Raw genomic sequence first — 21,329 nt, 5'->3', positions numbered from 1 at the left:
GCACCGGCTGGCGGCGACATCTATCGGGATCGGCAGGAGACGCCGGAGACGCCGCGGCTCTCCCTCCCCCGCGAGGGAGGAGGGTCGCCCTTCGGATGCGGCGATTTAGCGGTGAGCTCCTGTCCGCAGCCCCGCAGCGGCCCGGGCTGCCTGCTCGATCGCCGCCGGATCGGGCGTGCCGGGCTTCACCACCCAGCTGCCGCCGACGCAGAGCACGGACGGGAGCGCCAGCCAGTCGGGGGCGGTCGCCTCGGTGATCCCACCCGTCGGGCAGAACCGCACCGCGCCGAACACCGCCGCGTGCGCCTTCAGCGCCTTGATCCCGCCCGCGGCCTCGGCCGGGAAGAACTTGAACCGGTCGAGCCCGTGATCGAGCCCGCGCATGATGTCGGCCGCCGTGGCGACGCCCGGCAGATAGGGGACGCCGTTGGCCTTGGCGGCGTCGGTCAGCGGGTCGGTGAGCCCCGGCGAGACGATGAACTCCGCCCCCGCCCCCAGGGCGTTCTCCAGGTCGCGGGGGTTGAGCACCGTCCCGGCGCCCACAACTGCGCCCTCGACCCGGGTCATCTCCCGGATGATATCGAGGGCGGCCGGAGTGCGCAGGGTGACCTCCAGGGCGGTCAGGCCGCCCTTCACCAGGGCTTCGGCGATGGGCCGGGCCTGAGCCACGTCGTCGATCACCAGGACCGGAATGACGGGCACGGAGCGCATCAGCGCGTCGATGCTGGTCAGATCATTCATGGTCGGCACCTCCTCTATGAACTCAGAGACCGGCGGCGGCGAGCATCGCCGAGGCGCCCCGCTCCGCCGTATCGGCCCCCTGGCGCATGAACGCGAACAATTCCCGACCGGTGCCCTGCGCCGGCTCCGGAGCCTCGGCTTCCGGCCGGGCGGCGAGCTCCGCGTCATCGACCAGCACCTCCAGCAGCCCGTCCGCCGCGCTCAGGCGGACGATGTCGCCGTCGCGGATCCGCCCGATCGGACCGCCGCCCAGCGCCTCGGGGCTCAGGTGGATCGCGGCCGGAACCTTGCCCGACGCCCCCGACATGCGCCCGTCGGTCACCAGCGCGACCTTGTGGCCGCGGTCCTGCAGCACGCCCAGCGGCGGGGTGAGCTTGTGCAGCTCCGGCATGCCGTTGGCCTTCGGGCCCTGGAAGCGGACCACCACCACGACGTCCCGCTCCAGCTCGCCGGCCTTGAAGGCTTTGAGCACATCGTCCTGATCCGAAAAGACCCGGGCCGGTGCCTCGATGGTCCGGCGGTGCTTCTCCACGGCGCTGGTCTTGAACGTCGCCCGGCCGAGATTGCCCTTCACCAGCCGCATGCCGCCATCCGGCTGGAACGGGTTCGCGGGCCGGCGGAGCATCGCGTCGTCGAGGCTCTCCGGCACGGCGTCCTCGAAGACCAACTCCTCGCCGGCGAGCTTCGGATCGCGGGCGTGGTCGCGCAGCGACTGGCCCGCCACGGTGAGGATGTCGTCGTGCAGCAGGCCGGCATCCAGCAGCGCGGCCATGACGAAGCTCATGCCGCCGGCCGCGTGGAAGTGGTTCACGTCGCCGGAGCCGTTCGGATAGACGCGGGCGATCAGCGGAACCGCGCTGGAGAGGCGATCGATATCCGCCCAGTCGATCACGATGCCGGCGGCGCGGGCGATGGCCGGCAGATGGATCGCGTGGTTGGTCGAGCCGCCGGTGGCGAGCAGGCCGACCGCGGCGTTCACGATCGCCTTCTCGTCGACGCACAGGCCGAGCGGCCGGTAATCGTTGCCGGCTGCGCCGATCTCGGTGAGCCGGTGGATCGCCGCCCGGGTCACGGCCTGGCGCAGCTTGGTGCCGGGATTGATGAAGGACGCGCCGGGCATGTGCAGGCCCATCATGTCCATCATCATCTGGTTCGAGTTGGCTGTGCCGTAGAACGTGCAGGTCCCGGCGCCGTGGTAGGAGGCCGACTCGGATTCGAGCAGTTCCGCGCGGCCGACCTTGCCCTCGGCGTAGAGCTGGCGGATCCGCTGCTTCTCCTTGTTGGCGAGGCCGGAGGGCATGGGCCCGGCCGGGATCAGGATCGTCGGCAGGTGGCCGAAGCGCAACGCGCCGATCAGCAGGCCCGGCACGATCTTGTCGCAGATGCCGAGGAGCGCCGCGCCGTCGAACATGCCGTGGCTCAGGGCCACCGCGGTGGACAGGGCGATCGTGTCCCGGGAGAACAGCGACAGCTCCATGCCGGTCTGCCCCTGGGTGACGCCATCGCACATGGCCGGCGTCCCGCCCGCCACCTGCGCGGTGGCCCCGCGCTCCCGGGCGAACAGCTTGATCTGGTCCGGATAGCGCCCGTAGGGCTGATGAGCCGAGAGCATGTCGTTATAGGCGGTGACGATGCCGATGTTCATCACCGTCCGCTCGTCGCGGATCGCCGCCTTGTCCTCACCGGAGGCCGCGAAGCCGTGGGCGAGGTTGCCGCAGGCGAGCTTGCCGCGCCGGACCCCCGACTCGCGCTCACGGGCGATCAGATCGAGATAGGCGCGCCGGGTCTCGCGGGAGCGCGCCACGACGCGCTCGGTGACCGCCGCGACCTCGGGATGAAGCTCGGTCATTCTCGTTCCTCCAGGCTCGGTGCCGATGGGCGCGGGGCTGAGGCCGTGATTCGGGCTCGGTCCGGCGGCCGCGTCGGTGGCTGGTATCTAAGGAGTGCACCGCGGGATGTAACCCGGGCGGCGCGCGGGAGCGCCCGGCCATTTCGGGAGCCGGCGTCCAATTCACGGCCTCATCCTGAGGCGCCGGGGCGCTCCAGGCATCGGGCGGCTCGCCTGAGCGCTCCTGCGAGACGACGTCGCCGCACCTCAGAATGAGGCGCAGCTGATGGGACCGCCCGGGTTGCAGCGGCGCCGGAATCCGCGCCTGCGACCCGGGCGGCACGCGTCCGTCGCCGACCCTCAATACTCCCAGAAGATGCGCTGCAACTCCTTGGTGTCGGTCGTCTTGGTAAGCGCCACGGCCGCCAGGACCTTGGCCTTGGCGGGGTTCAGATCGTGGGCGACCACCCAGTCGTACTTGTCGTCGGGCTGCTCGGCGTTGCGCAGAACGAATCCGTCCGGCACCCGTGAGGAACGGATCACGAGCGTCCCCTTGGAGCGGATGTCCTTGAGCTTGTCGACAAGGTAGCCGGGGACCGAGCCGTTGCCGGTGCCGGCGTTGACGATCGCCTTGGCGCCCGCCTGGACCTCGGCATCGTAAACGCCCGGGATCATGTTGCCCGAGCCGTAGACGATGCCGACCAGCGGCAGGCTGTCGATCTGGTCGATGTCGAATTCGGAGCTCATGTTGTGCCGCTTCGTGAGCGAGCGGAAGAAGTAGGTCTTGCCCTCGACGACCATGCCGAGCGGCCCCCATTGGCTGTAGAAGGCGCTGGGCACGATGTTGGTCCGCTTGTTCACGTCGCGGCCGGACTGGATGTAGTCGTTCATCGTCACGGTGACGCCCTGGCCGACCGCCCCCTTGCTGGCGGCGACCGTGACGGCGTCGAGCAGGTTGAGGGCACCGTCCGCCGAGATCGCCGTGCCCGGCCGCATCGAGCCGACTACCACGATCGGCTTGTCGCTCTTCACCACGAGATCGAGGAAGAACGCGGTCTCCTCCAGGGTGTCGGTCCCGTGGGTGATGACGACGCCGTCGACGTCATCCTGCTTCAGAAGCTGGGACACGCGCTTGCCGAGCTGGACGAGCTGGGCGTCGGTGAAGCTCTCGGAGGCGATCTGGAAGACCTGCTCGCCGCGGACATTGGCGATGGTGTTCACCTGCGGCACGGCCGCGATCAGCTTGTCGACTGGCACCTTCGCGGCCGTGTACGTGGCGCTGTTGGCGGCATCGGCGCCGGCGCCGGCGATCGTGCCGCCGGTGGCGAGGATCACGACGTTCGGCTTCTTCACCGCTGCGGCGGTGCCGGACTCGGGCATCTCGCGGGCGCCGAGGGGAGCCGCCCCGAATCCGCCGGCCAGGGCCAGGGCGAAGATCGCTCCGCGCAGGGGTAGGGCCGCACCGCTTCGGCAGGAGAACATCGGAAATCCTCGATGGTGGACGGGAGGACGAGTCGGACTCGACGCGGGGATGGTAGCCGCGCCTCGGTCCGAGGCAAGGATCATGCAGGGCTCGGACATGCAGGGCGCGGCGGATCGTTACGCCCGCTCGGGCGTTAGTTGGGGTTGTTGTCCGCTCGGAGGTAAGCCCCATGCTGAATCTCGCCGGCCTGCTCGAGGAACTCGAGCGGAGCGAGCCCGCACGGGCCGCGATGTCGATCCTTGAGGCGTCCCTCGCCCGCCGCTCGGTGGAGGAGCAGGGGGCTTTCTGGCGCGCCGTCGACATCTACTACGTCTCGCGGAAAACCCCGCCGGAGGCGACCGACCCGGCTACGGCGACGGCTGCGCCGGAGCTGGCCGCGGTGTCGTAAGGCCCGGCCGACAGGAACGGCGCCGCTTTCGGCTTCGCCTGCGGCGCCAGGCATCGACACGGACGGCAGAAGCCGTCGTGGCTTCGGGGTCGAAGCGCCGCGTTCAGGCGCGCACCGGCACAGCCGGGGTCCTGCCCCCGCCGCTCTCGGGCTCGCTGCCCGCGCGCACCGCGCCACGGGTCTCGGGCATCAGTGCGAAGTACAGGACGAAGCCGAGCGCCGCGATGGCCGCCAGCGCCAGGAAGGCGGTGGAATAGCCGGCGGACACGATGATGACGCCGGCGAGCGTGGCGCTCAACGAGGCGCCAATTCCCTGAGCCGTGGCCACGGCGCCCTGGGCCGCGTTGAACCGGCCGCCACCGCGGGTCAGGTCGGCCACCACGATCGGAAACAGCGCGCCGTAGACGCCGGCGCCGATCCCGTCGAGGAGCTGCACGCCCACCAGCCAGAACGGGTTGTCCGACAGGGTGTAGAGCACGCCGCGCAGCGCCAGGATCCCGAAAGCGGTCAGGAAGATCGGCTTGCGGCCTATCACGTCGGCCTTGGCGCCCACGAAGATCGCCACCGGCACCATCACGCATTGCGCCGCCACGATGCAGACCGCGATCAGCGACGTCGCGTGGTCTTTGCCCGACAGGTGCGTCAGGAGCTGGCCCACCGAGGTCAGCATCGCCGCGTTGGCGAGGTGGAAGATCGCGCAGAGCACGGCGAACAGGAGCAGCGCCCGGTTCTGCAGCAGGGTGGCGAGGCCCGAGGGCTTCTCCTGCGCCTGCTCCTCCTCCTCGGTCATGCCCCGGGCGAGGTCGTTGTCGATGGCGTCAGCCGGCACCATCAGCATGGCGCCGATCGAGAGCGCCGCCAGGATGCCCATCAGCCAGAACACGACCACGGGCCCGAAGAAATAGGCCAGACCGCCCGCCAGCGCGGCGGAGACCGCGTTGCCGGCATGGTTGAAGCCTTCGTTGCGGCCGATCCGCTTGGCGAACATTTTCGGGCCGACGAGGCCGAGGGTGATCGCGGCGAGCGCCGGAGGGAAGATCGTGCCGGCGACGTGGGCGATCGATTGGGTGGCGGTGACGAGGTAGAAGTTGGTGATGAACGGCAGGACGAGGCAGCTCGCCGTCACCGCGATGGCACCACCGATCACCACCGCGCGCTTGTGGTTGGTGGCGTCGATCAGCGCCCCGGCCGGCGTCTGCGCTACGAGGCCGAGGATCCCCGCAATGGTCATCACGAGGCCGGTGGTGGCCTCGTTCCAGCCCTCGTCGGGACCGCGCACGGCGATCAGGTAGATGGCGAGGTAGGGGCCGAGGCCGTCACGCACGTCCGCGAGGAAAAAGTTGAGCGCGTCGAGGCCGCGCAAAGCCTTCGCGGAGGTAGTCCGGGCGCTGCGCGCGCCCGCGCCTGTCTCGATCCTGTCCATCCCGCCGCGATCCCCCGATCGACGAATGGCCCGGTCCCGATCCGGGCCGCGCCGTCGCATGCGGGGCTCGACGCCCGCGCGTGCCAACGGTTCCCGGCCGCGGCAGTCCTCACGCCGGATGTGAACGCTTCTCCGGTCCCAGAGGCGTCAGCTCGGGTCGATGTCCCGCGCAGCGTCCGGATTCCCGACAGCTTCTGTCGTCTCTTCCGACAGATCGGCCCCTGGCGCAGCGAGGCCATAGCGCTCGATCTTGGCGTAGAGGAGCTGCCGCTGGATGCCGAGGCGGCGGGCGGCGCGGGCGCGGTTGCCGTCGGCTTCGCGGAGCGCGGCGGCGATCATGGTCCGCTCCAGGCGGGCGACGGCGCCGGGCAGATCCCCGGCCAGCCAGCTGTCCGCCGTATCGCCGCCACGCCGGTCGGTCCGCGCCGCCGGCAGGTCGATCGCTTCGGCCGCGATGGCGCCACCGCGCACCAGCATGGCCGCCCGCTCCACGACGTTGCGCAACTCCCGGACGTTGCCGGGCCATTCGTAGGCCAGCAGGCGCGAGGCGGCTCCGCCGCTGAGGCGCTTGCCCGAGGGCACGAGGAAATGCTCGGCCAGGGGCACGATGTCGGCGAGGCGCTCACGCAGGGGCGGCAGGGTGATCGGTACGACGTTCAGCCGGTAGAACAGATCGGCCCGGAACCGACCCTCGGCGACCAGCTGCGGCAGGTCGCGATGCGTCGCCGCCACGAGGCGGACATCGACCCGGGTGGACCGCCCCCCCAGCGGGGTCACGACGCAATCCTGGATCACCCGCAGGATCTTGGCCTGCATCGCCGCCGGCATGTCGCCGATCTCGTCCAGGAACAGGGTGCCGCCCTCGGCCTCGTGGAAGGCGCCGGCGCGGTCCGCGATCGCGCCCGCGAAGGCCCCCCGGACATGGCCGAACAGCGCGCTCTCCAGGGCATCGGCCGGGATCGCCGCGCAGTTCACCGGGATGAACGGCCGCGCGCGGCGCCGCGAGAAGGCGTGCAGGGCCCGGGCGACCTCTTCCTTGCCGGTGCCGGTCTCGCCCTGGATCAGGATCGTCGACGCGCTGTCGGCGACGAGGCCGATGGTCTTCTGGATCTTCCGCATGCCCGCGCTCGATCCGATCAGAACCGGATGCTCCGGCGGCGGGGCGGCGCTGCCCGGATCGACCCGGGCCTCGCGCAGCATCGCGTCGAGCACCGCGGCGAGGTCCGCGCGGCCGATCGGCTTGGTGAGGTGGTCGTGCGCGCCGAGGCGCATCGCCTCGATGGTGTTGGCCGGGCTCGCGAAGGCGGTCAGCACCGTCACGGGCGGGGGCTCCGGCAGGGCACGGATCCGCTCCAGCGTGGCCATGCCGTCGAGGTCGCCGGGCATGCGCAGGTCGAGGAGCACCGCCGCCACCGGCCCCTCGTGCAGCCGCGCCAGCGCCTCCGAGCCGGACGCGACCGGGACCGGTGTATGTCCGAGATCGGTCACCGTCTCGGCGAGCCCGTCGCGCAGGGCTATGTCGTCGTCGACGATCAGGATGGTTGCCATGGCAGATCCAGGACAAAGGTGGTCTCGGGGGCGTCCGCGACCAGCCTGGCCTCGCCGCGATGCGCCAGGGCGATCTCGCGGACGATCGCGAGGCCGAGGCCGGTGCCGTCGGGCCGGCTGGTGACGAAGGGCTCGAACAGGCTGGCGCGAATCGTCGGATCGATGCCGGCGCCGGTATCGGTGACGCTGAGGCGCAGCCGCAAGGCGCCGTCGGCCGTGAGCCGTTCGGCCCCGAGGCGGATCCGGCCGCCCGGCGGCGCGTGCTGCAGGGCGTTCAGCAGCAGGTTGTCGAGGGCCCGGGTGATCTGCGCCCGGTCGAGATGCGGATGGTCCGTGGCGGGCAGTCCGTCGGCGGCGATCGCGACCCGAACGGAGCGCGCGTGCGCCAGATCCTCGTGCAGATGCGCGCATTCCGCCAGGAGGGGCGCCACCGGCGTGGGAGTCCGGTTGAGCGCCCGCGCCTGCGTCAGGTTGAGGAGATCGCGCAGCAAAGTGTCGACCCGGGCGATCTGGCCGAGCACCGTCTCGAGGGCGGAGGCGGCGCGGTGCGGATCGCCGCTGACCAGGGCGTTCTCGGCCTTCAGCCGCATCGCCGCGATGGGATTGCGGATCTCATGGGCGATGCTCGCCGCCAGCCGGCCGACCGCGGCCAAGCGCTCGGTCGCCACGATGCGGGACTGCGCCTCCCGCAGCCGACCGCCTGCGGCGTTGAGGGCGTCCACCAGCCGGTCGAGCTCCCGCTCGCCGGTGCGGTCGAGATGCGGCAGATCCTCGCCGTCCGGGCGCGGCGCTGCGAGTGCCGCTTCCAGGCGGGCGATCCGCCCGGAGAAGCCGTACAGGAACCAGCCCAGGAAGGCCGCCGATCCGAGCACGGTCGCGGCCAGGAAGCCGAGCCCGGCGAGGAAGCGCGTGTAGGTCGGGCCGTCGTTGACATGCGCCCGCGCCATCGCCCACGCGGTGAGGCCGGCCTCCGGCCCGTGCAGGGGGCAGGCCTGAAGCATCAGCACCTGGGTCCGGCTCGGCCGGCGGTCTGAGACCGCGTGGTCGACGCGCAGGGCCTGGGCGTTCAATGCCGCGATGGCGTCGTGCTCGGCCGCCGGAAGGTCGGTCTTCGGTCCGGTCCCCTCGTAGGTCGGATAGGCGTAGGCCACGGACTTGCCCGAGGCGCTCCAGATCCCGCCCTCGATGCCGGGGAAGCGCGCCAGCGCGGCGGACACGGTGCCGACGCGGTCGCCCTCTGTGATTCCGCGGCCGCGGGCGCGGACCAGGGCGGCGTAGCGGTCGATGATCTCGCGGCAGGCGCGCCCGACCGCGAGATCGGCCTGCGCCACCTGGACGCCGGTCGATTGATTGTACACGCCGAACATCAGGTAGGCGGTCGCAGCCGCGGAGGCGAGCAGCAGGACCCAGAGCGCGAGCAGCCGGGCGCGCAGGCTGTAGGCCGTCACGACGAAGTCCGACCGGGCATGGCGCTGGCTCCTGCGGCGGCGCCGTGCGCGCCCGGACCCATCCCTAAGCCAAGGCCCGGCCCGGTGACCACTCGAAGACCGCACGCGGGCCGCGATGCCGAGTGCCCCGCGCGCGAGCCGTCCCGAGCCAGCCCCGGTACCGCCGGGAGAGGAGCACCGCGTCCGGTGTTCCTCTCGGTAGCAAGACAGTCAGTCGTCTACGGGAACGCGACCGCTCACTTGCGGTTCGTGATCAGGCTGTCGACGTTCTTGTTGGCTTCCTTATTCTCCTTCCGCTGCATCGCCACCTCGTGCTTGGTGTCCTTCATCGACATCTCATCACGCTTGCCCTGGGGCATCTCCTTCGGGGCCGCCAGAGCGGGCGTGATAGACCAGACGCAAGCCAGGCAAAGAGCAGCGCGTGCCGTAGTCTTGAACATGATGCCTCCTCCATTCAATCGATAGTGCAGGACGTCTTGGAGATGTCGCTGGTTCCTCATGCGTGGATCACGGACGTGCGATCCGTCGCGGCGTCGACATGGCGCGTGCAGGCGGGCGTCGCGCGGATGCCGTCGTCTCAGGGCGGACCCGACGGGTTGACCGGCAGCGCGTCGCTCCCGAGCTGCAGGCAGGTCAGCATCGCCACGTAGGATGGGGCGCCGCCGATCTGGCTCTCCGCCGCACAGATCCGGCGCTCCGCCACGTCGAACGTGGCCCAGCGCCTGATCAGGGTGCGCCGCGCGGCAGCCTCGTCGGACAGGCAACCCCGGTAGCTCGCCCGATCGACGGCGCTGGATCCCACCCGGTGCTCCGGCGCGCAGATCGCCCGGATATTGAAGTCCGGAACCCCCGACGCCCGCGCGGACGCCGTCAGGGTTCCGCCGAGGAGCAGTTCGAGTCCCAGGACGGTCGAGATCCAGAATCGCCGCACGCGACCCTCCCGTGTTCGTGCCGACCGGGCCGCGCCTGAGATCCATCGGGCGCGGCCATCATCAGCGGTCGTTCACTGGCCGGTCTTGGCACCCGCGGTCGTGCCCGTGGCCTGCGGCGCGCCCTTGTCGGCCGCGGCGGCGGTCGCCTTCTGGGGCACCGCGACCGCATTGATGACGTCGAAGCGCATGTTGTCCTGGGCTGTCTTCAGAGCCGCATTCGCTTCGTAATACTTGCCCTGTCCGATCAGCGCCGCCGCCTGGTCGACATTTGCGATGGTCGTGTTCAGCGGCAGGACTGCCATCGTGAAGTTGACGTCGACATGGGCGAGCTTGAGCTTCTCCAAGGCGCCTTTCTGGTCACCCTGTGCGAGGTTCTTGTTCGCCTCGGTCACCGCCGAGGCCTTGGTGGGCGTGGCCACGAAATCGTCGCCCAAGGTCAGCTGCGCGTCGACAGGCACCCAGGCGACCTGCTCCCTGGAAGCCGGCTTGGCTCCGGCCTTGTCCCCCGGCGCGGTCGCCTTGTGAGCGGCCATGTCGGCCGGCGACTTGAGCTCGGCCTCGGCCTTGGTGAACACCGCGTCGTCGGACTTGGCCTTCGCGAAGGCCGCCTGAGCCTTGGCGATCATGTCCTTGGCCTGGCCGGGATTGGCCTCGAAGATCGCGAGGCGGGTAAGCTGGAGATCCCTGAAGCCCTGCGCGCCGTCCTTCGAGAGCTTGCCGACATCCTTGTCGATCGCGGTCTGGCTCGCGCTGACCTGCGTGCCGTTGTGCTGGGCCGCCTGCTCCGCCGCGTAGGCCGTTCCGCCGACGATTGTGGTGAGCACGAGGGCCGCAACCATGGATTTATGGTAGGACATAATGAAATATCCCTCTATTACCGGAGACAAGGCCTTCATCTGCATTGGCCTTATTCATTCCGTGTTCAGATAATAGACCGGCGATGATTTGGTGGCATGTCCGCAAGATTAAAAAACGGCAATGCGGCTGCCGGCATCGGACATCGGACGGCGATGGCGATCCCTCGGCGGCGTCGCGGGTTCCTCCGCGGCGCGCGCTCAGCGCGGCAGGAAGCGGCCCGCGCGCGCTTCCAGCAGGCGGACCAACGCGGGCGCCATGAACGCGTAGGCGTCGGGGATATCGAGGCAGACGAGGCGGACCCCGCGCAGATGTGCCCCGAAGCGCCGCATCAGCTTGCGCCGGTGCGCGGGCTCCATGACGACGACAATCTCGGCCCAGGCAAGATGGTCGACGTCCACCGGCTCGTCGGCGTCGGGCGACACGCCGGCGCTGGCCGTCTCGATCCCAGGGACGCGCGCGAAGATCTGCTCTGCGGTCGGGCTGCGGGCGCGCGCCCGGCCGCAGACGAACAGGATCCTCACACGCCCTCCGCCAGTACGGATTGCCGCTCGAACAGGGCCCGATACGCCCCGTTCGGGCGACGCTTCAGGGTGGCGTGGGGGCCGTCCTCGACGATGCGGCCGCAGTCGAAGACGAGGATGCGGTCGAGGGCCCGCACCGTCGACAGCCGATGGGCGATGACGATGGCGGTGCGCCCGCGCATCAGTCGGATCATGGCCTCCTGCACCAGCGCCTCGGATACCGAATCCAAACTCGAGGTCGCCTCGTCGAGGATCAGGATATCCGCCAGGAAGGCGCGGGCGAGCGCCACGCGCTGGCGCTCGCCGCCCGAGAGCTTGACCCCGCGCTCGCCTGCCAGCGTGGCGTAGCCCTTGGGCAGCCGCCCGATGAAGGCGTGCGCGTTCGCGAGATGCGCCGCCCGCTCGATCTCCTGCGCCGAGGCGCCGGGGCGGGCATAGGCGATGTTCTCGGCCAGGGAGCGGTGGAACAGCACCGGTTCCTGGGGCACGATGGCGACCTGAGCCCGCAGGCGCGCTTGGCTCGCCGACGCCATGTCCTGTCCGTCGATCGCACACATGCCGCGGGAGATCTTCCGGACCGTGGAGCCCGAGAAGGTGTTGGCGTGCCACTCCGGGGAGAAGCGCTGGACCCGGCCGAAGCCGTTGCGGACGATGTCGCTCATGGTGTGCAGTGAGAGCGGCACCACCAGGCTCCACGCGACGTGCCGCAGCACCGCGGTGGCGAGGCCGAGCCCGGTCATCGCCAGGAAGGCGGGCCACGCCGCCTCCAGTGCTGCGCGGCGCTCGCTCCCGAAAGGGCGTCGACCAAGCGGCCCGCGTAGAGCGGCAGCAACACTTCCGCCAGGGTGGCGGGCGTGATCGCGCCGGTAAGACCGGCGACGAGGGGCCAGCGCCTGTGCCAGCTGCGGACGACGAAGGCCAGGACGCGACGGACCGCGTCCGCCTGCCGGGGCGAGGACAGAGACATGCATGTGCCCGACGCGGGCAGGCGTCGGCTCCGAGAGACGCGGGCGCACCATTGCGAAGGATGCGCGCCGGCGAAATGAGACGGGCGTGTATTCAGGAGCGCCGGGCAGCGGGGCCGGGCGAAAGCGGGAAGCGTTTAGCCGACCCGCACGGGGGCGCGGTCAAGTCCTGCGGGGAGGACGGCAAACAGAGCACTCATGCAGCTCCCTCCCGATGCCAGCGCGACAGTTCCCGAGGCTAGGAGAGCCCGAACTGATTCGCAACGCGCGGCGCACGGTCGTGCCAATGTGGGTTGCGCCGCGCCCGGAGCGCTTCTCAGTCGACTGGGCGGCCGCCTCGCGCCGACCGGCGCGCCGGGACCCGTCCCGATGAGGGCGCCAACCGGTCACGCTTTGTTGAAAAGCTGACGCAGGCCGGTGTAAACATGTCTGTGCAAGTCTGGCCTCTGGCCAACGACCTGGTTGCGCGCTTCTTGATTGCTGCGACGCATCCGCAATTGGAGACGGACGGTGTCGCACTCCCTGGTGGACCGGGACGCGCTCGATGAACTCACGGCCGTCATCGGCGCGGAGAAGCTCGTCGGCCTCCTCGACCGGTTCGTCGTCAGTCTCACCACCGCCTTCGAGGGGCCGGATCGCGCCAATGACGATTACGGCCGCGAGGCGCATACGCTGGTCTCGATGTCGGGCATGCTCGGCTGCGCCGAGCTGTCCCGGGCCTGCCGCGGCCTCGAGGAATCCGCCAAGGCCGGCGACGATCTGACTGGATCGCTGATCGACCTCAGAACCCTGCGCGACCGGACGATCGCGGCCCTCCGGGACCTGCGGGCGCAGACCCGGCTCAGCGCCTAGCGCCGGGCACCAAAGTCCGGATCAGGCCGCCATCACGGCGTCGAGGGGCGCCTCGAAGGTCAGCACCGCGCCCTCGCGGGGATAGCTCAGGTGGGCGGTCCCGCCGAAGCTGTGGGCGAGGCTGCGGGCGATGAGACGGGTGCCGAAGCCCGTCCGGGTCGGAGGCGTGACGGGCGGTCCGCCGCTCTCCTCCCACCGGAACCGGAGCGTCTGCCCGCCCGCCGCCTCCGCGACGTTCCAGGTGATGCGGACCCAGCCTGCGGCCACCGACAGCGCGCCGTACTTGGCCGCGTTGGTCCCGAGCTCGTGCAGCATCAGCGCCAGGGTCATGCCGTGCCGCGGGCCGAGCGTCAGATCGGGGCCGGCGATGCGGAAGCGGCCCGCCACGCCGTCCCCGTGGAGGGACACGGCCCCCTCGACCAGGCCCGTCAGTGAAGCCCGGGCGAAGGAGCCCTGCAGCAGGACGTCGTGGGCCTTGGCCAGGGCCAGAAGCCGCGCGGCCAAGGCCTCGCCGGCCGCCTCCAGCGAGGGCGCGTTGCGCATCGTCTGCGTGGCGACGGCCTGGACCATGGCCATCGTGTTCTTCATCCGATGGGCGAGTTCCTGCATCAGCAGCGTCTGGTTCGCCTCGGTCAGCTTCAACTCGGTGATATCGCGTGACACGGCCAGGATGCGCTCGGGCCGGTCCGGTGCCGCGCCGATCGGCGTGACGGCCACGTCCCACCACCGGATCGTGCCGCCGGTCTCCGACTGGGCCTGAAACCGGCTCGGGCGTCCGATCCGCGCCCGGTCCAGGGCCGCGGCCACGGCCTCCCGATCCTCGGCGCGCGTCCAGGCCTCGATCCAGGGCCGGCCGATCGCCTCCGCCTCGTCCGCGGCGGCGGACAGGGCCGGGCCGTCCTCGCTGGCGGTGATCAGGCACCCGTCACGGTCCAGCAGTTCCAGGAAATCGTTTGTGGCTTGCTGTGACCCCGACGGGAGCAGCCGGTCGGTGGCGCGTGGTGCCATCGCCGAGCCGAGCCCGGAAGTTCCCCGGAATGTCGGCCTGTGCGGCGTCGCAATCCATTCGGCCGCCAGGCGCCCGGCTTCGACACGGCTCGCCGCTTCGACGATCCGACCGAGCCGCCGGCTCCGCTGCCGTTCCCGGTCCGCCTGCGTTGTGGCCTGGGAGAGCAAGTGGCGCAGGCGGATGTTCTCCGCTTCGAGCGTCTCGACGTGGCACTCCACCCCGTCGATCCGCGGCCGTACGATGTCCGCATCCATCGCCCGCCTTCCCCCCTCGTCGTCGCGACGGGGCGCCCGTGCAAGGCGCACCGCCGGAGGTCTCCCGATCACGCGGCGCGGCGACGCGAAGTCGGAGCCCGAGCGGCACTGGCGGTCTGAACCGCTTCTGGTGCCGTCTGGCCACTCGCAGCCAAGCGAATCGCTGGACGTGTCACGCTAGCATGGCGCGCGGGATAATCAAACGAGTACGGTATTCGGTCGCAGGTGAGACGGTTTTAATCGCCGAGTGCAGGCGCGAAGACGGTTACTTATTTCGCATCAGCAGCACGAGCCAGCCGATCCCCAGAATGAAAATAATTAATCCGATCGAGACGAAGACGGGGGTGCCGAGGTCGATCAGCCGGGGCGCGAGCTGGGTGGCGAAGGCCGCAACCACCAGGGCCACGGCGACCCGCGCGGCGGCGCGCTCGATGCCGCGGGTGACCTTGTCGAGGCCCTTCACCTCGATCTCGACGGTGACGCGCCCCTGCTTGAGGCGCACCAGCATCAGGTGGATCAGGGTCGGCAGCTCCGAGGCGGCGCCATACAGACCCACGCCCAGAGCCTCGGCCTTCTGCTTGAGGGCCGAGAGCGAGAACTGCGTCTGCATGCTGGCGCGCACCGTGGGACCGGCGGCGGCGAACAGGTCGAAGTTCGGGTCGAGGTGGCGCATCACGCCGTCGGCGGTCACCAGCCCCTTGAACAGGATGGCGAGGTCGGTGGGCATGGCGAGGTCGTTCTCGCGGGCCATGTTCATGAAGTCGGTGAGCACCAGTCCGAGATTCAGCGGAATCGACGAGTGGCTCTCCACGAAGGACTGGGCCGAGACCTGGAGGCGGGTCAGGTCCGGGTTGCTGGTGCCGGTCCAGTCGAGGAGCACGGCCATGAGGCCGTCGGCATCCTGCTTGAGCATGGCGCCGATCAGCACGAGCAGCTGCGAGCGCCGCCGCTGCGACAGCCGGCCGATGATGCCGAAATCGATGAAGCCGATCTTGTTGCCGGGCAGGGCCAGCATATTGCCGGGGTGCGGATCGGCGTGGAACACGCCCTCGATCAGCGCCATCTGCAGGAACGCGTCGGTGCCCTTCTGGGCGAGCAGCTTCTTGTCGATGCCCGCCGCGCGCAGGGCCGCCTCGTCGTTGGGCGGGATGCCGTGGATGAAGTCCTGCACCAGCACGCGCTCGGAGCAGTATTCCCAGTGGATCTTCGGGAAGACGATGTCGTCGCGGTCCTCGAAGATCTGGGCCAGCAGCTCGCAGTTGCGGGCCTCGTTCAAGAGGTCGAGCTCGCCGTTCAGCCCGTCGGCCAGATGGCGCATCTGCTCCCGCGGCTGGTAGCGGGCCATGTCGGGCCACTCGTTCTCGACGATGCGGGCGCCGTGCGCCATCAGACGCAGGTCCGCCTCGATGATCTTGCGCAGGTTCGGTCGCAGCACCTTGACGATCACGTCCTCGCCGGAGTGCAGCCGTGCCCGGTAGACCTGGGCGATCGAGGCTGAGGCGATGGGGTTGGTGTCGAACTCGGCGAAGACCTCGAAGGGCGAGCCGCCGAGATCGAGTTCGAGCTGCGGGCCGATCTGCTCCCACGTCACCGGGACGACCTGGCTGTGGAGCTTCTGCAGTTCCTCGGTCCAGGCCGGCGACAGGAGATCCGGCCGGCTGGCCAGGACCTGCCCGAACTTGATGAAGGTCGGCCCGAGCGCCTCGATCGCCCGGCGCAGCCGCTCGGGCTCGGACAGGCGGGTGACGTCGACCCGGGGCTGACGGCGCGGCACCAGCGGCAGGTAGCGCAGGCCGAGCCGGTCCACGACGCGGGTGACGCCGAAGCCGATCAGGATCGTGGCGATCTCGGACAGCCGCTGACGGTCGCGGGCGGCAACGAAGGCTGTCTTCAGCATGAGTGGGGCGATCCGGTCGGACGGGATTGGGCGTCCGGACAGCACGAGCATAAGGACTTTTTTGCGGTCGCGAACCCCAGGAAGCCCGTCGCGGCCGAGAGAGCCGTCGCCGCAGGCGTCAGGCGGGGGCGCGTTCCCGATCCCGCCGCCCGTGCCGGATGCGGACGATCAGGAGAGCCGCGCCGTCCGCGACAGAGTCGATCCCGTGCGCGTGCGAGTGGGGGCGCACGGGCGGTCCGACGTCCCACTGTCCAGGCGCCGTTCGGGGATGGGATGCCGGCATCCGGAACGCGTCGAACAGGCCGTCGCGGTGGCGCCCGCCGCGCAGGCCTCGGCGACGCTGTCCTGATCGCGTCGGACCGGGTCGCGCGCACAGTCACTCGCATGCCTTTCGCGGCCCGTATCGGCTGCGCTTCGGTTCCAGGCTCCATGGCCTCGGGATGGCCCCGGGCAGCGAGACGTTCATCCGGCCCCCCCCTGCGCTCCGGGGCAAGGTGTGCCAACGATAATCAAGAGCTTGACTGGATCCGGCCGCGTCGTGCGTTTCAGAAGGCGGGCTCCAGCCCGCTCGCCCGGTACGCCGCAGCCGCCGCCGGCGTCGTCAGGCCGGCCAGGAACCGGGCGGCGCCGGCCCGATCGGTCGCATCGCGCAGGATCGCGGCCGCGAAGGTCGTCACCTCCTGCACCGGCTCGGGGAAGGGGCCGACCACCGCGATCCCCGGCACCACCATCAGCTCGCTGATCTGCTGGACCGCGATGTCCGCCTCACCGGAGACGAGCTTCTCGGCGGTGAACCCCTGCGGGATGATGGTCGCCCGAGCGTTGACCGCGTCGGCGAGGCCGAGCCGCGGCAGCAGGCCGGCGAAGTAGATCCCGCTGGCCCCCGCCCGGGAATAAGCCACGGACCGCGCCTCCACGAGGGTGCGTTTCAGCGCCTCGACGCTCGTGATGTCCGGATGAGGAGCGCCCGCCTTGACGGCGATGCCGTAACGCGAGCGGACGACATCGACCCGGCTCTCCGGCTCCACGCGGCCTTCCGCGATCAGCCGGTCCATGGCGTCCGACAGAACCACCACCGCGTCGGCCGCCTCACCCTCGGCGAGCGCCTTCATGATCACGGTGGTCGGCGCCCAGTGGATCGCCGTCCGGCCACCCGCGGCCTCGCAGGCCGGGATGACATGCGCGTCGAAGGCGCCGCGCACCACCAGGGCGCATTTCAGCCGTGTCACCGTTTGCGCGTCTGCCATGTCGTGTTCCATCGGGTTGCGTGGGCGACTGTCGATCCACCGATCGGATGGCCGCTCCCGGACGCTCCGCGCCCGGACTTCATCAGGATGCGGCGTCCGGATGGGCGTGCCGTCGCCCGGAAGCCTGGGCGCCGTCACCGCGGTGGCGCCGCCCGTGAATAATCGATCCCCGCGAACCCGCCGCCCTGGTAGCGCTCGACCACCGGGTCGCCGCTGGTCTTGCCTTCCAGGGCCGCGGCGTAGGAATCCGCGCTGTCTTGCGGGGTCCAGCCGATCACGGCGCGCCCGTCCCGCCGCCACCATGTCATGCGGCTGTTGTTGGATGCGGCCCAGATCACCACCGAACCGGCCGGTCCGAGGCTCGGCGCCAGGGTGGCGCGGGCGATCAGCCGGGTCAGGTCGGCGTAGGACAGCCAGGTCGCCAGCATCCTGGCGTCGGCGGGCTCCGGGAAGCACGAGCCGATCCGCAGGAAGACGCTCTCCACCCCGTGCTTGTCGCGGTAGAGGCCGCCCATAAGCTCGCCGTAGGCCTTGGACAGGCCGTAGAAGCCGTCCGGCGCGAGGCTGCAATCGTCGTCCAGCACCGCGGAGCGCGGGTGGAACCCGATGGCGTGGTTCGAGGAGGCGAAGATCATCCGCGCGCCCTCGCGGCGGGCCGCCTCGTAGACGTGGTAGAGGCCGCGGATATTGGGGCCGATCACCGTCTCGAACGGATGCTCCACCGAGATCCCCCCAAAGTGGAGGATCGTGCCGCAGCCCTCGGCCAGCCGCAGGATCGCCGGCCCGTCTTCCAGGTCGGCAAGCTGGAAGCGCGCCCCCGCGGGCAGGGGGTCGGGGAAGGGGGCGCGGTCGGTAAGCCGGAGGGCCCACCCCTGTTCGCCGAGGGCGCGGGTCAGCACGCGCCCGAGCGCGCCCGAGGCTCCGGTCAAGAGGACGGGTTTCTGCGGGACGGTCTCGGTGGTCATGGGATGCGGCTCCGGAGAGCGCTCTCGGCCGACGGTGTCCCCGGTGCGGCGTGGGAGAACGCGCGATCGATAGGGATAGACAGCTGCGCGCGGTGGCGGGGCCACGATACACGGCAGCGATCCTGTTCTCACCTCGCGACGCGCAGGGCCCCTCTCCCGTGCGGGAAAGCAGATCCGCGCGCCGCTCGGAGCCCGTCCGGTCACGCGGCCCGTTCGGAACGGACCGCGTCCCGGATGTCGGGTTATTTCCCGCACGCCGTGACGGTCGGCTGCAATCGGGTACGGCGATGCGAGCGGCGAGGGTGGCGGTGAGCCCCGCGGCTGCACGACGCTCATGGCCAACGGCGCCCCTGCCTCAGCCCCGCCGCGGGACGCGGCGGAGGAAATCGGGGTTCAGCTCCGACAGGCGGTTCACGCCGATCAGCGCCATGTCGCGGTCGAGCTCCTCCTTGAGGATCTGCATGGCGAGTTCGACGCCCGCTACCCCGCCCAGCGCCGCGGCGAACATGAAGGGCCGGCCGAGCAGGACGAAGTCGGCGCCGAGCGCCAGGGCCTTCATCACGTCGGTGCCCCGGCGGATGCCGCTGTCGACGATGATCTTCAGGCCGCCTTTCCGGGCGGCGATCTCCGGCAGCACGTGGAGGGGGGCGACGGCGTAGTCGAGCTGGCGGCCGCCATGGGTCGAGAGGATCACGCCGTCGACGCCGCACGACCGGGCGATCTCGACATCCTCCGGCGCCAGGAGCCCCTTCACCAGCAGGTTGCCGGACCAGCGCTTGCGGATCGCCTCCAGGTTCTTCCACGAGAGCTGGTCGCGGGCGATGGTGTTGCGCACCGCCCCCTGCGACATCATCGGCGGTCCGCGCGTCGCCTCGGTGTTCTCGAAATGCGGCGCCCCGTGCTGGAGGAAGGTCCGGGCGACGGTGCCCAGGAGCCAGCGCGGGTGCGTCGCGCTCTGCCACGCCACCTTGGGCGTCACCTTGATCGGCATGGAGAAGCCGCTGCGGGTATTGTGCTCCCGGTTGCCCAGCGTCGGCGTATCGGCGGTGACCACGAAGGTCCGGTAGCCCGTGACCTCGACCCGGTCGAGCAGACGGTCGATCCGGTGCTGATCCCCCGGCAGGTAGCCCTGGAACCAAGCCTGCGGGTTCTGGGCGTACACGTCCTCCAGCTTGATCAGCGAGGATGCGCTCAGACACATCGGCAGGTTCATCCGCCGCGCCGCCTCGGCCAGGACGAGGTCGCCCCGGTAGGCGATGAAGGCGGCGCCACCCAGCGGACCGATGCCGAAGGGCGCCGCGTAGGTCTGGTCGAACAGCGTCGTGGCGGTGTCGCGCCCTGAGGTGTCCCGCATCAGCCGGGGCAGAAGGGCGTAATCGGCATAGGCACCGCGGCTCTGCGCCAGGGCCGATCCGGTCTCGACCCCGCCGGCCACGTATTGAAAGATCATCGGCGGTAGGCGTTTGCGTGCGTGCCGCTCGAAATCGTCGAGCGCCAGCAGGTCGCGGAACCGGTAGGGCGTGACCGCGTCGCTGCGCTTCAGGCTGGTGACGATCGCCTGCGGGGCGGCGATGCCCGCCGCCGTCGCGTCGGCGCCGCCGATGGTTGGCGCCGCGCGCTCGGGCGTTCTCAACTCGGACGCTGGCCGGTCGAGCGTCGCCATCGGATCCTCCTCCGGGCCGCCCCGATACACGGCTGTCTTGAAAGCGCTTTCAGATAGTCAGGAGGCGAGAGGGGTGTCAATATACTGCCGGTTCGCAGGTCCGGCCGCGTCTGGCATCGACGTGCTGCGGATATGCCGTCGATCCGGGATGATGCGCATCGCGCCGACCGTCTAAGCTGGCTGAGGGAAGCAGACGATTTCGACGCGGGAGCAGACCGGGGCTTTGCCTGGAGACATTCTCGACCCGCCATCCCGGGGCCCGGTGGCGCGGGATGTCGCCCGCCGCGCCGGTGTTTCCACCGCCACCGTCTCCCGGGTGCTCAACGGCTTCGCCGGGGTCCGGGCCGACAAGCGGGAGGCCGTGATGCGCGCCGCGCAGGACCTCGGCTTCGTCGCCAACGGGGCGGCCCGGGCGCTCTCGACGCGCCGGTTCATGGCGGTCGGCGCCGTCGTGCCCAACATCGAGAACGAAGCCTTCGTGCGTGTCCTGTCGAGCTTCCAGGACCGGCTGCGGCAGGCAGGCTACACCCTGGTCGCCGCCAATGCCGGCTACGATCTGGAGGACGAGCTGCGGGAGGCGACCTTCCTGCTGGAGCGCGGCGTCGACGGGCTGATGCTGGTCGGCGACATCCACCATCCGGACCTCCATGCCCGGATCGCCCGCGCCGGTATCCCGATGGTGCAGACCTTCAGCCTGTCCCGCGAGCGCCCCTGCGTGGGCTTCGACAACGCCGCCTCGGCGGCCCGGGCGGCCAACTATCTGATGGATCTCGGGCATCGCCGGATCGGGGTGATCTCGGGCCTGCGCAAGGACAACGATCGCGGCGGCGCCCGGGTGACGGGCATCGCGGCGGCGCTCGCTGCCCGCGGCCTCGGTCTCGCTCCGGAGCACGACATCGAGATCTCCTACGGGATCGGCGGCGGCCGCGACGGATTCCGCCAGATGCTGGCCGGCGGAGAGCCGCCGACCGCGATCATCTGCGGCACCGACCAGATCGCCTTCGGGGCGATGATCGAGGCCCGGGCGCGGGGGCTCTCCATCCCCGGAGACCTGTCGGTGATCGGCCACAACGATTCCGACTTCGCGCCCTTCCTGGACCCGCCGCTCACGACGATCCGCATCCACTCCGCCGAGATCGGGCACGCCGCCGGCGACCACCTGATCGCTCGGATCCAGGGCAAGCCGGTGGTGCGCCTCACCGAGATCGACGCCGCGTTGATTCTGCGCGCCAGCACCGCTCCGCCCGGGCGTCGCGGAACCTGACCTGCGCTATCTTGCTACCCATTTGAAATCGCTTACAACACCA

The 21,329-nt window shown here is 70.4% G+C and carries 18 protein-coding genes and 1 pseudogene; 3 read left to right on the top strand and 16 right to left on the bottom strand.

Features of this window, described 5'->3' with window-relative positions; genetic code table 11:
- Window positions 1-105: 105 nt before the first annotated feature.
- The 3 genes from eda to BM396_RS22990 form a co-directional block, all read right to left on the bottom strand.
- Window positions 106-741 (bottom strand): bifunctional 4-hydroxy-2-oxoglutarate aldolase/2-dehydro-3-deoxy-phosphogluconate aldolase, encoded by a 636-nt coding sequence (gene eda / locus BM396_RS23000; protein ID WP_170867496.1) that lies wholly within the window; start codon window positions 739-741, stop codon window positions 106-108.
- A 22-nt stretch (window positions 742-763) separates the two neighbouring features.
- Entirely contained in the window at window positions 764-2,590 is a 1,827-nt protein-coding gene (gene edd / locus BM396_RS22995) for a phosphogluconate dehydratase (protein WP_043382820.1), read from the bottom strand.
- Window positions 2,591-2,929: 339 nt separating this feature from the next.
- Window positions 2,930-4,051, bottom strand: coding sequence for a type II asparaginase (locus tag BM396_RS22990; protein WP_043382823.1), 1,122 nt, complete (start codon window positions 4,049-4,051; stop codon window positions 2,930-2,932).
- A gap of 170 nt (window positions 4,052-4,221) precedes the next feature.
- Between BM396_RS22990 and BM396_RS22985 the strand changes: the two genes are divergently transcribed.
- Window positions 4,222-4,440 (top strand): hypothetical protein, encoded by a 219-nt coding sequence (locus BM396_RS22985; protein WP_043382826.1) that lies wholly within the window; start codon window positions 4,222-4,224, stop codon window positions 4,438-4,440.
- 103 nt (window positions 4,441-4,543) lie between these two features.
- Here the strand turns inward: BM396_RS22985 and BM396_RS22980 are convergent, their stop codons facing one another.
- From BM396_RS22980 to BM396_RS22945, 8 genes and pseudogenes are all read right to left on the bottom strand, one after another.
- Window positions 4,544-5,863 (bottom strand): MFS transporter, encoded by a 1,320-nt coding sequence (locus tag BM396_RS22980; RefSeq protein WP_043382829.1) that lies wholly within the window; start codon window positions 5,861-5,863, stop codon window positions 4,544-4,546.
- A gap of 147 nt (window positions 5,864-6,010) precedes the next feature.
- Window positions 6,011-7,411: a sigma-54-dependent transcriptional regulator gene (locus BM396_RS22975; protein WP_043382832.1), complete on the bottom strand. Its 1,401-nt coding sequence runs from the start codon at window positions 7,409-7,411 to the stop codon at window positions 6,011-6,013.
- Window positions 7,396-8,859 carry a sensor histidine kinase gene (locus BM396_RS22970; protein WP_043382836.1) on the bottom strand — a complete coding sequence of 488 codons (1,464 nt, stop codon included), beginning with the start codon at window positions 8,857-8,859 and terminating at the stop codon, window positions 7,396-7,398. The genes BM396_RS22975 and BM396_RS22970 overlap by 16 nt, the downstream gene beginning before the upstream one ends.
- 236 nt (window positions 8,860-9,095) lie before the next feature.
- Window positions 9,096-9,299, bottom strand: coding sequence for a hypothetical protein (locus BM396_RS22965; protein ID WP_043382839.1), 204 nt, complete (start codon window positions 9,297-9,299; stop codon window positions 9,096-9,098).
- Between the two features lie 137 nt (window positions 9,300-9,436).
- A complete protein-coding gene (locus BM396_RS22960; protein ID WP_051976074.1) occupies window positions 9,437-9,790 on the bottom strand; it encodes a hypothetical protein in 354 nt (117 codons plus the stop codon).
- Between the two features lie 72 nt (window positions 9,791-9,862).
- On the bottom strand, window positions 9,863-10,648 hold the full coding sequence (locus BM396_RS22955) for a YfdX family protein (RefSeq protein ID WP_043382842.1): 786 nt from the start codon (window positions 10,646-10,648) through the stop codon (window positions 9,863-9,865).
- 198 nt (window positions 10,649-10,846) lie between these two features.
- A complete protein-coding gene (locus BM396_RS22950) occupies window positions 10,847-11,170 on the bottom strand; it encodes a low molecular weight protein tyrosine phosphatase family protein (RefSeq protein WP_043382846.1) in 324 nt (107 codons plus the stop codon).
- Window positions 11,167-12,137 (bottom strand): annotated as a pseudogene (locus tag BM396_RS22945) (ATP-binding cassette domain-containing protein). Before BM396_RS22945 ends, BM396_RS22950 begins: the two are co-directional and overlap by 4 nt.
- Window positions 12,138-12,645: 508 nt before the next feature.
- On the opposite strand from BM396_RS22945, the gene BM396_RS22940 reads away from it, so the two are divergent.
- Window positions 12,646-12,987: an Hpt domain-containing protein gene (locus tag BM396_RS22940; RefSeq protein WP_043354763.1), complete on the top strand. Its 342-nt coding sequence runs from the start codon at window positions 12,646-12,648 to the stop codon at window positions 12,985-12,987.
- A gap of 21 nt (window positions 12,988-13,008) precedes the next feature.
- Here the strand turns inward: BM396_RS22940 and BM396_RS22935 are convergent, their stop codons facing one another.
- The 5 genes from BM396_RS22935 to BM396_RS22915 form a co-directional block, all read right to left on the bottom strand.
- Window positions 13,009-14,250, bottom strand: a complete 1,242-nt coding sequence (locus tag BM396_RS22935) for a sensor histidine kinase (protein ID WP_043382849.1) — start codon at window positions 14,248-14,250, stop codon at window positions 13,009-13,011.
- Window positions 14,251-14,515: 265 nt separating this feature from the next.
- On the bottom strand, window positions 14,516-16,147 hold the full coding sequence (locus BM396_RS22930) for an ABC1 kinase family protein (RefSeq protein ID WP_043382852.1): 1,632 nt from the start codon (window positions 16,145-16,147) through the stop codon (window positions 14,516-14,518).
- A gap of 545 nt (window positions 16,148-16,692) precedes the next feature.
- Complete coding sequence (locus tag BM396_RS22925; protein WP_043354784.1) at window positions 16,693-17,394, bottom strand: substrate-binding domain-containing protein; 702 nt, start codon at window positions 17,392-17,394, stop codon at window positions 16,693-16,695.
- A 134-nt stretch (window positions 17,395-17,528) separates the two neighbouring features.
- A complete protein-coding gene (locus BM396_RS22920) occupies window positions 17,529-18,359 on the bottom strand; it encodes an NAD-dependent epimerase/dehydratase family protein (RefSeq protein WP_043382854.1) in 831 nt (276 codons plus the stop codon).
- Window positions 18,360-18,714: 355 nt separating this feature from the next.
- The gene (locus BM396_RS22915; protein WP_043382857.1) at window positions 18,715-20,022 is read right to left on the bottom strand and encodes an alpha-hydroxy acid oxidase; all 1,308 of its coding nucleotides are present in this window, start codon (window positions 20,020-20,022) and stop codon (window positions 18,715-18,717) included.
- Window positions 20,023-20,245: 223 nt separating this feature from the next.
- On the opposite strand from BM396_RS22915, the gene BM396_RS22910 reads away from it, so the two are divergent.
- Window positions 20,246-21,286 (top strand): LacI family DNA-binding transcriptional regulator, encoded by a 1,041-nt coding sequence (locus BM396_RS22910; protein ID WP_043382860.1) that lies wholly within the window; start codon window positions 20,246-20,248, stop codon window positions 21,284-21,286.
- The last annotated feature ends 43 nt before the right edge of the window (window positions 21,287-21,329 follow it).

It is taken from the genome of Methylobacterium sp. UNCCL125, from assembly GCF_900116795.1.
In the GTDB taxonomy this organism is placed as follows: domain Bacteria; phylum Pseudomonadota; class Alphaproteobacteria; order Rhizobiales; family Beijerinckiaceae; genus Methylobacterium; species Methylobacterium fujisawaense.
This window is presented reverse-complemented; position numbering and strand designations above follow the sequence as displayed.

Coding starts and splice junctions, on each gene's coding strand:
- eda (WP_170867496.1), bottom strand. CDS start 741: ATGAATGATCTGACCAGCATCGACGCGCTGATGCGCTCCGTGCCCGTC.
- edd (WP_043382820.1), bottom strand. CDS start 2,590: ATGACCGAGCTTCATCCCGAGGTCGCGGCGGTCACCGAGCGCGTCGTG.
- BM396_RS22990 (WP_043382823.1), bottom strand. CDS start 4,051: ATGTTCTCCTGCCGAAGCGGTGCGGCCCTACCCCTGCGCGGAGCGATC.
- BM396_RS22985 (WP_043382826.1), top strand. CDS start 4,222: ATGCTGAATCTCGCCGGCCTGCTCGAGGAACTCGAGCGGAGCGAGCCC.
- BM396_RS22980 (WP_043382829.1), bottom strand. CDS start 5,863: ATGGACAGGATCGAGACAGGCGCGGGCGCGCGCAGCGCCCGGACTACC.
- BM396_RS22975 (WP_043382832.1), bottom strand. CDS start 7,411: ATGGCAACCATCCTGATCGTCGACGACGACATAGCCCTGCGCGACGGG.
- BM396_RS22965 (WP_043382839.1), bottom strand. CDS start 9,299: ATGTTCAAGACTACGGCACGCGCTGCTCTTTGCCTGGCTTGCGTCTGG.
- BM396_RS22955 (WP_043382842.1), bottom strand. CDS start 10,648: ATGTCCTACCATAAATCCATGGTTGCGGCCCTCGTGCTCACCACAATC.
- BM396_RS22935 (WP_043382849.1), bottom strand. CDS start 14,250: ATGGATGCGGACATCGTACGGCCGCGGATCGACGGGGTGGAGTGCCAC.
- BM396_RS22930 (WP_043382852.1), bottom strand. CDS start 16,147: ATGCTGAAGACAGCCTTCGTTGCCGCCCGCGACCGTCAGCGGCTGTCC.
- BM396_RS22925 (WP_043354784.1), bottom strand. CDS start 17,394: ATGGCAGACGCGCAAACGGTGACACGGCTGAAATGCGCCCTGGTGGTG.
- BM396_RS22920 (WP_043382854.1), bottom strand. CDS start 18,359: ATGACCACCGAGACCGTCCCGCAGAAACCCGTCCTCTTGACCGGAGCC.
- BM396_RS22915 (WP_043382857.1), bottom strand. CDS start 20,022: ATGGCGACGCTCGACCGGCCAGCGTCCGAGTTGAGAACGCCCGAGCGC.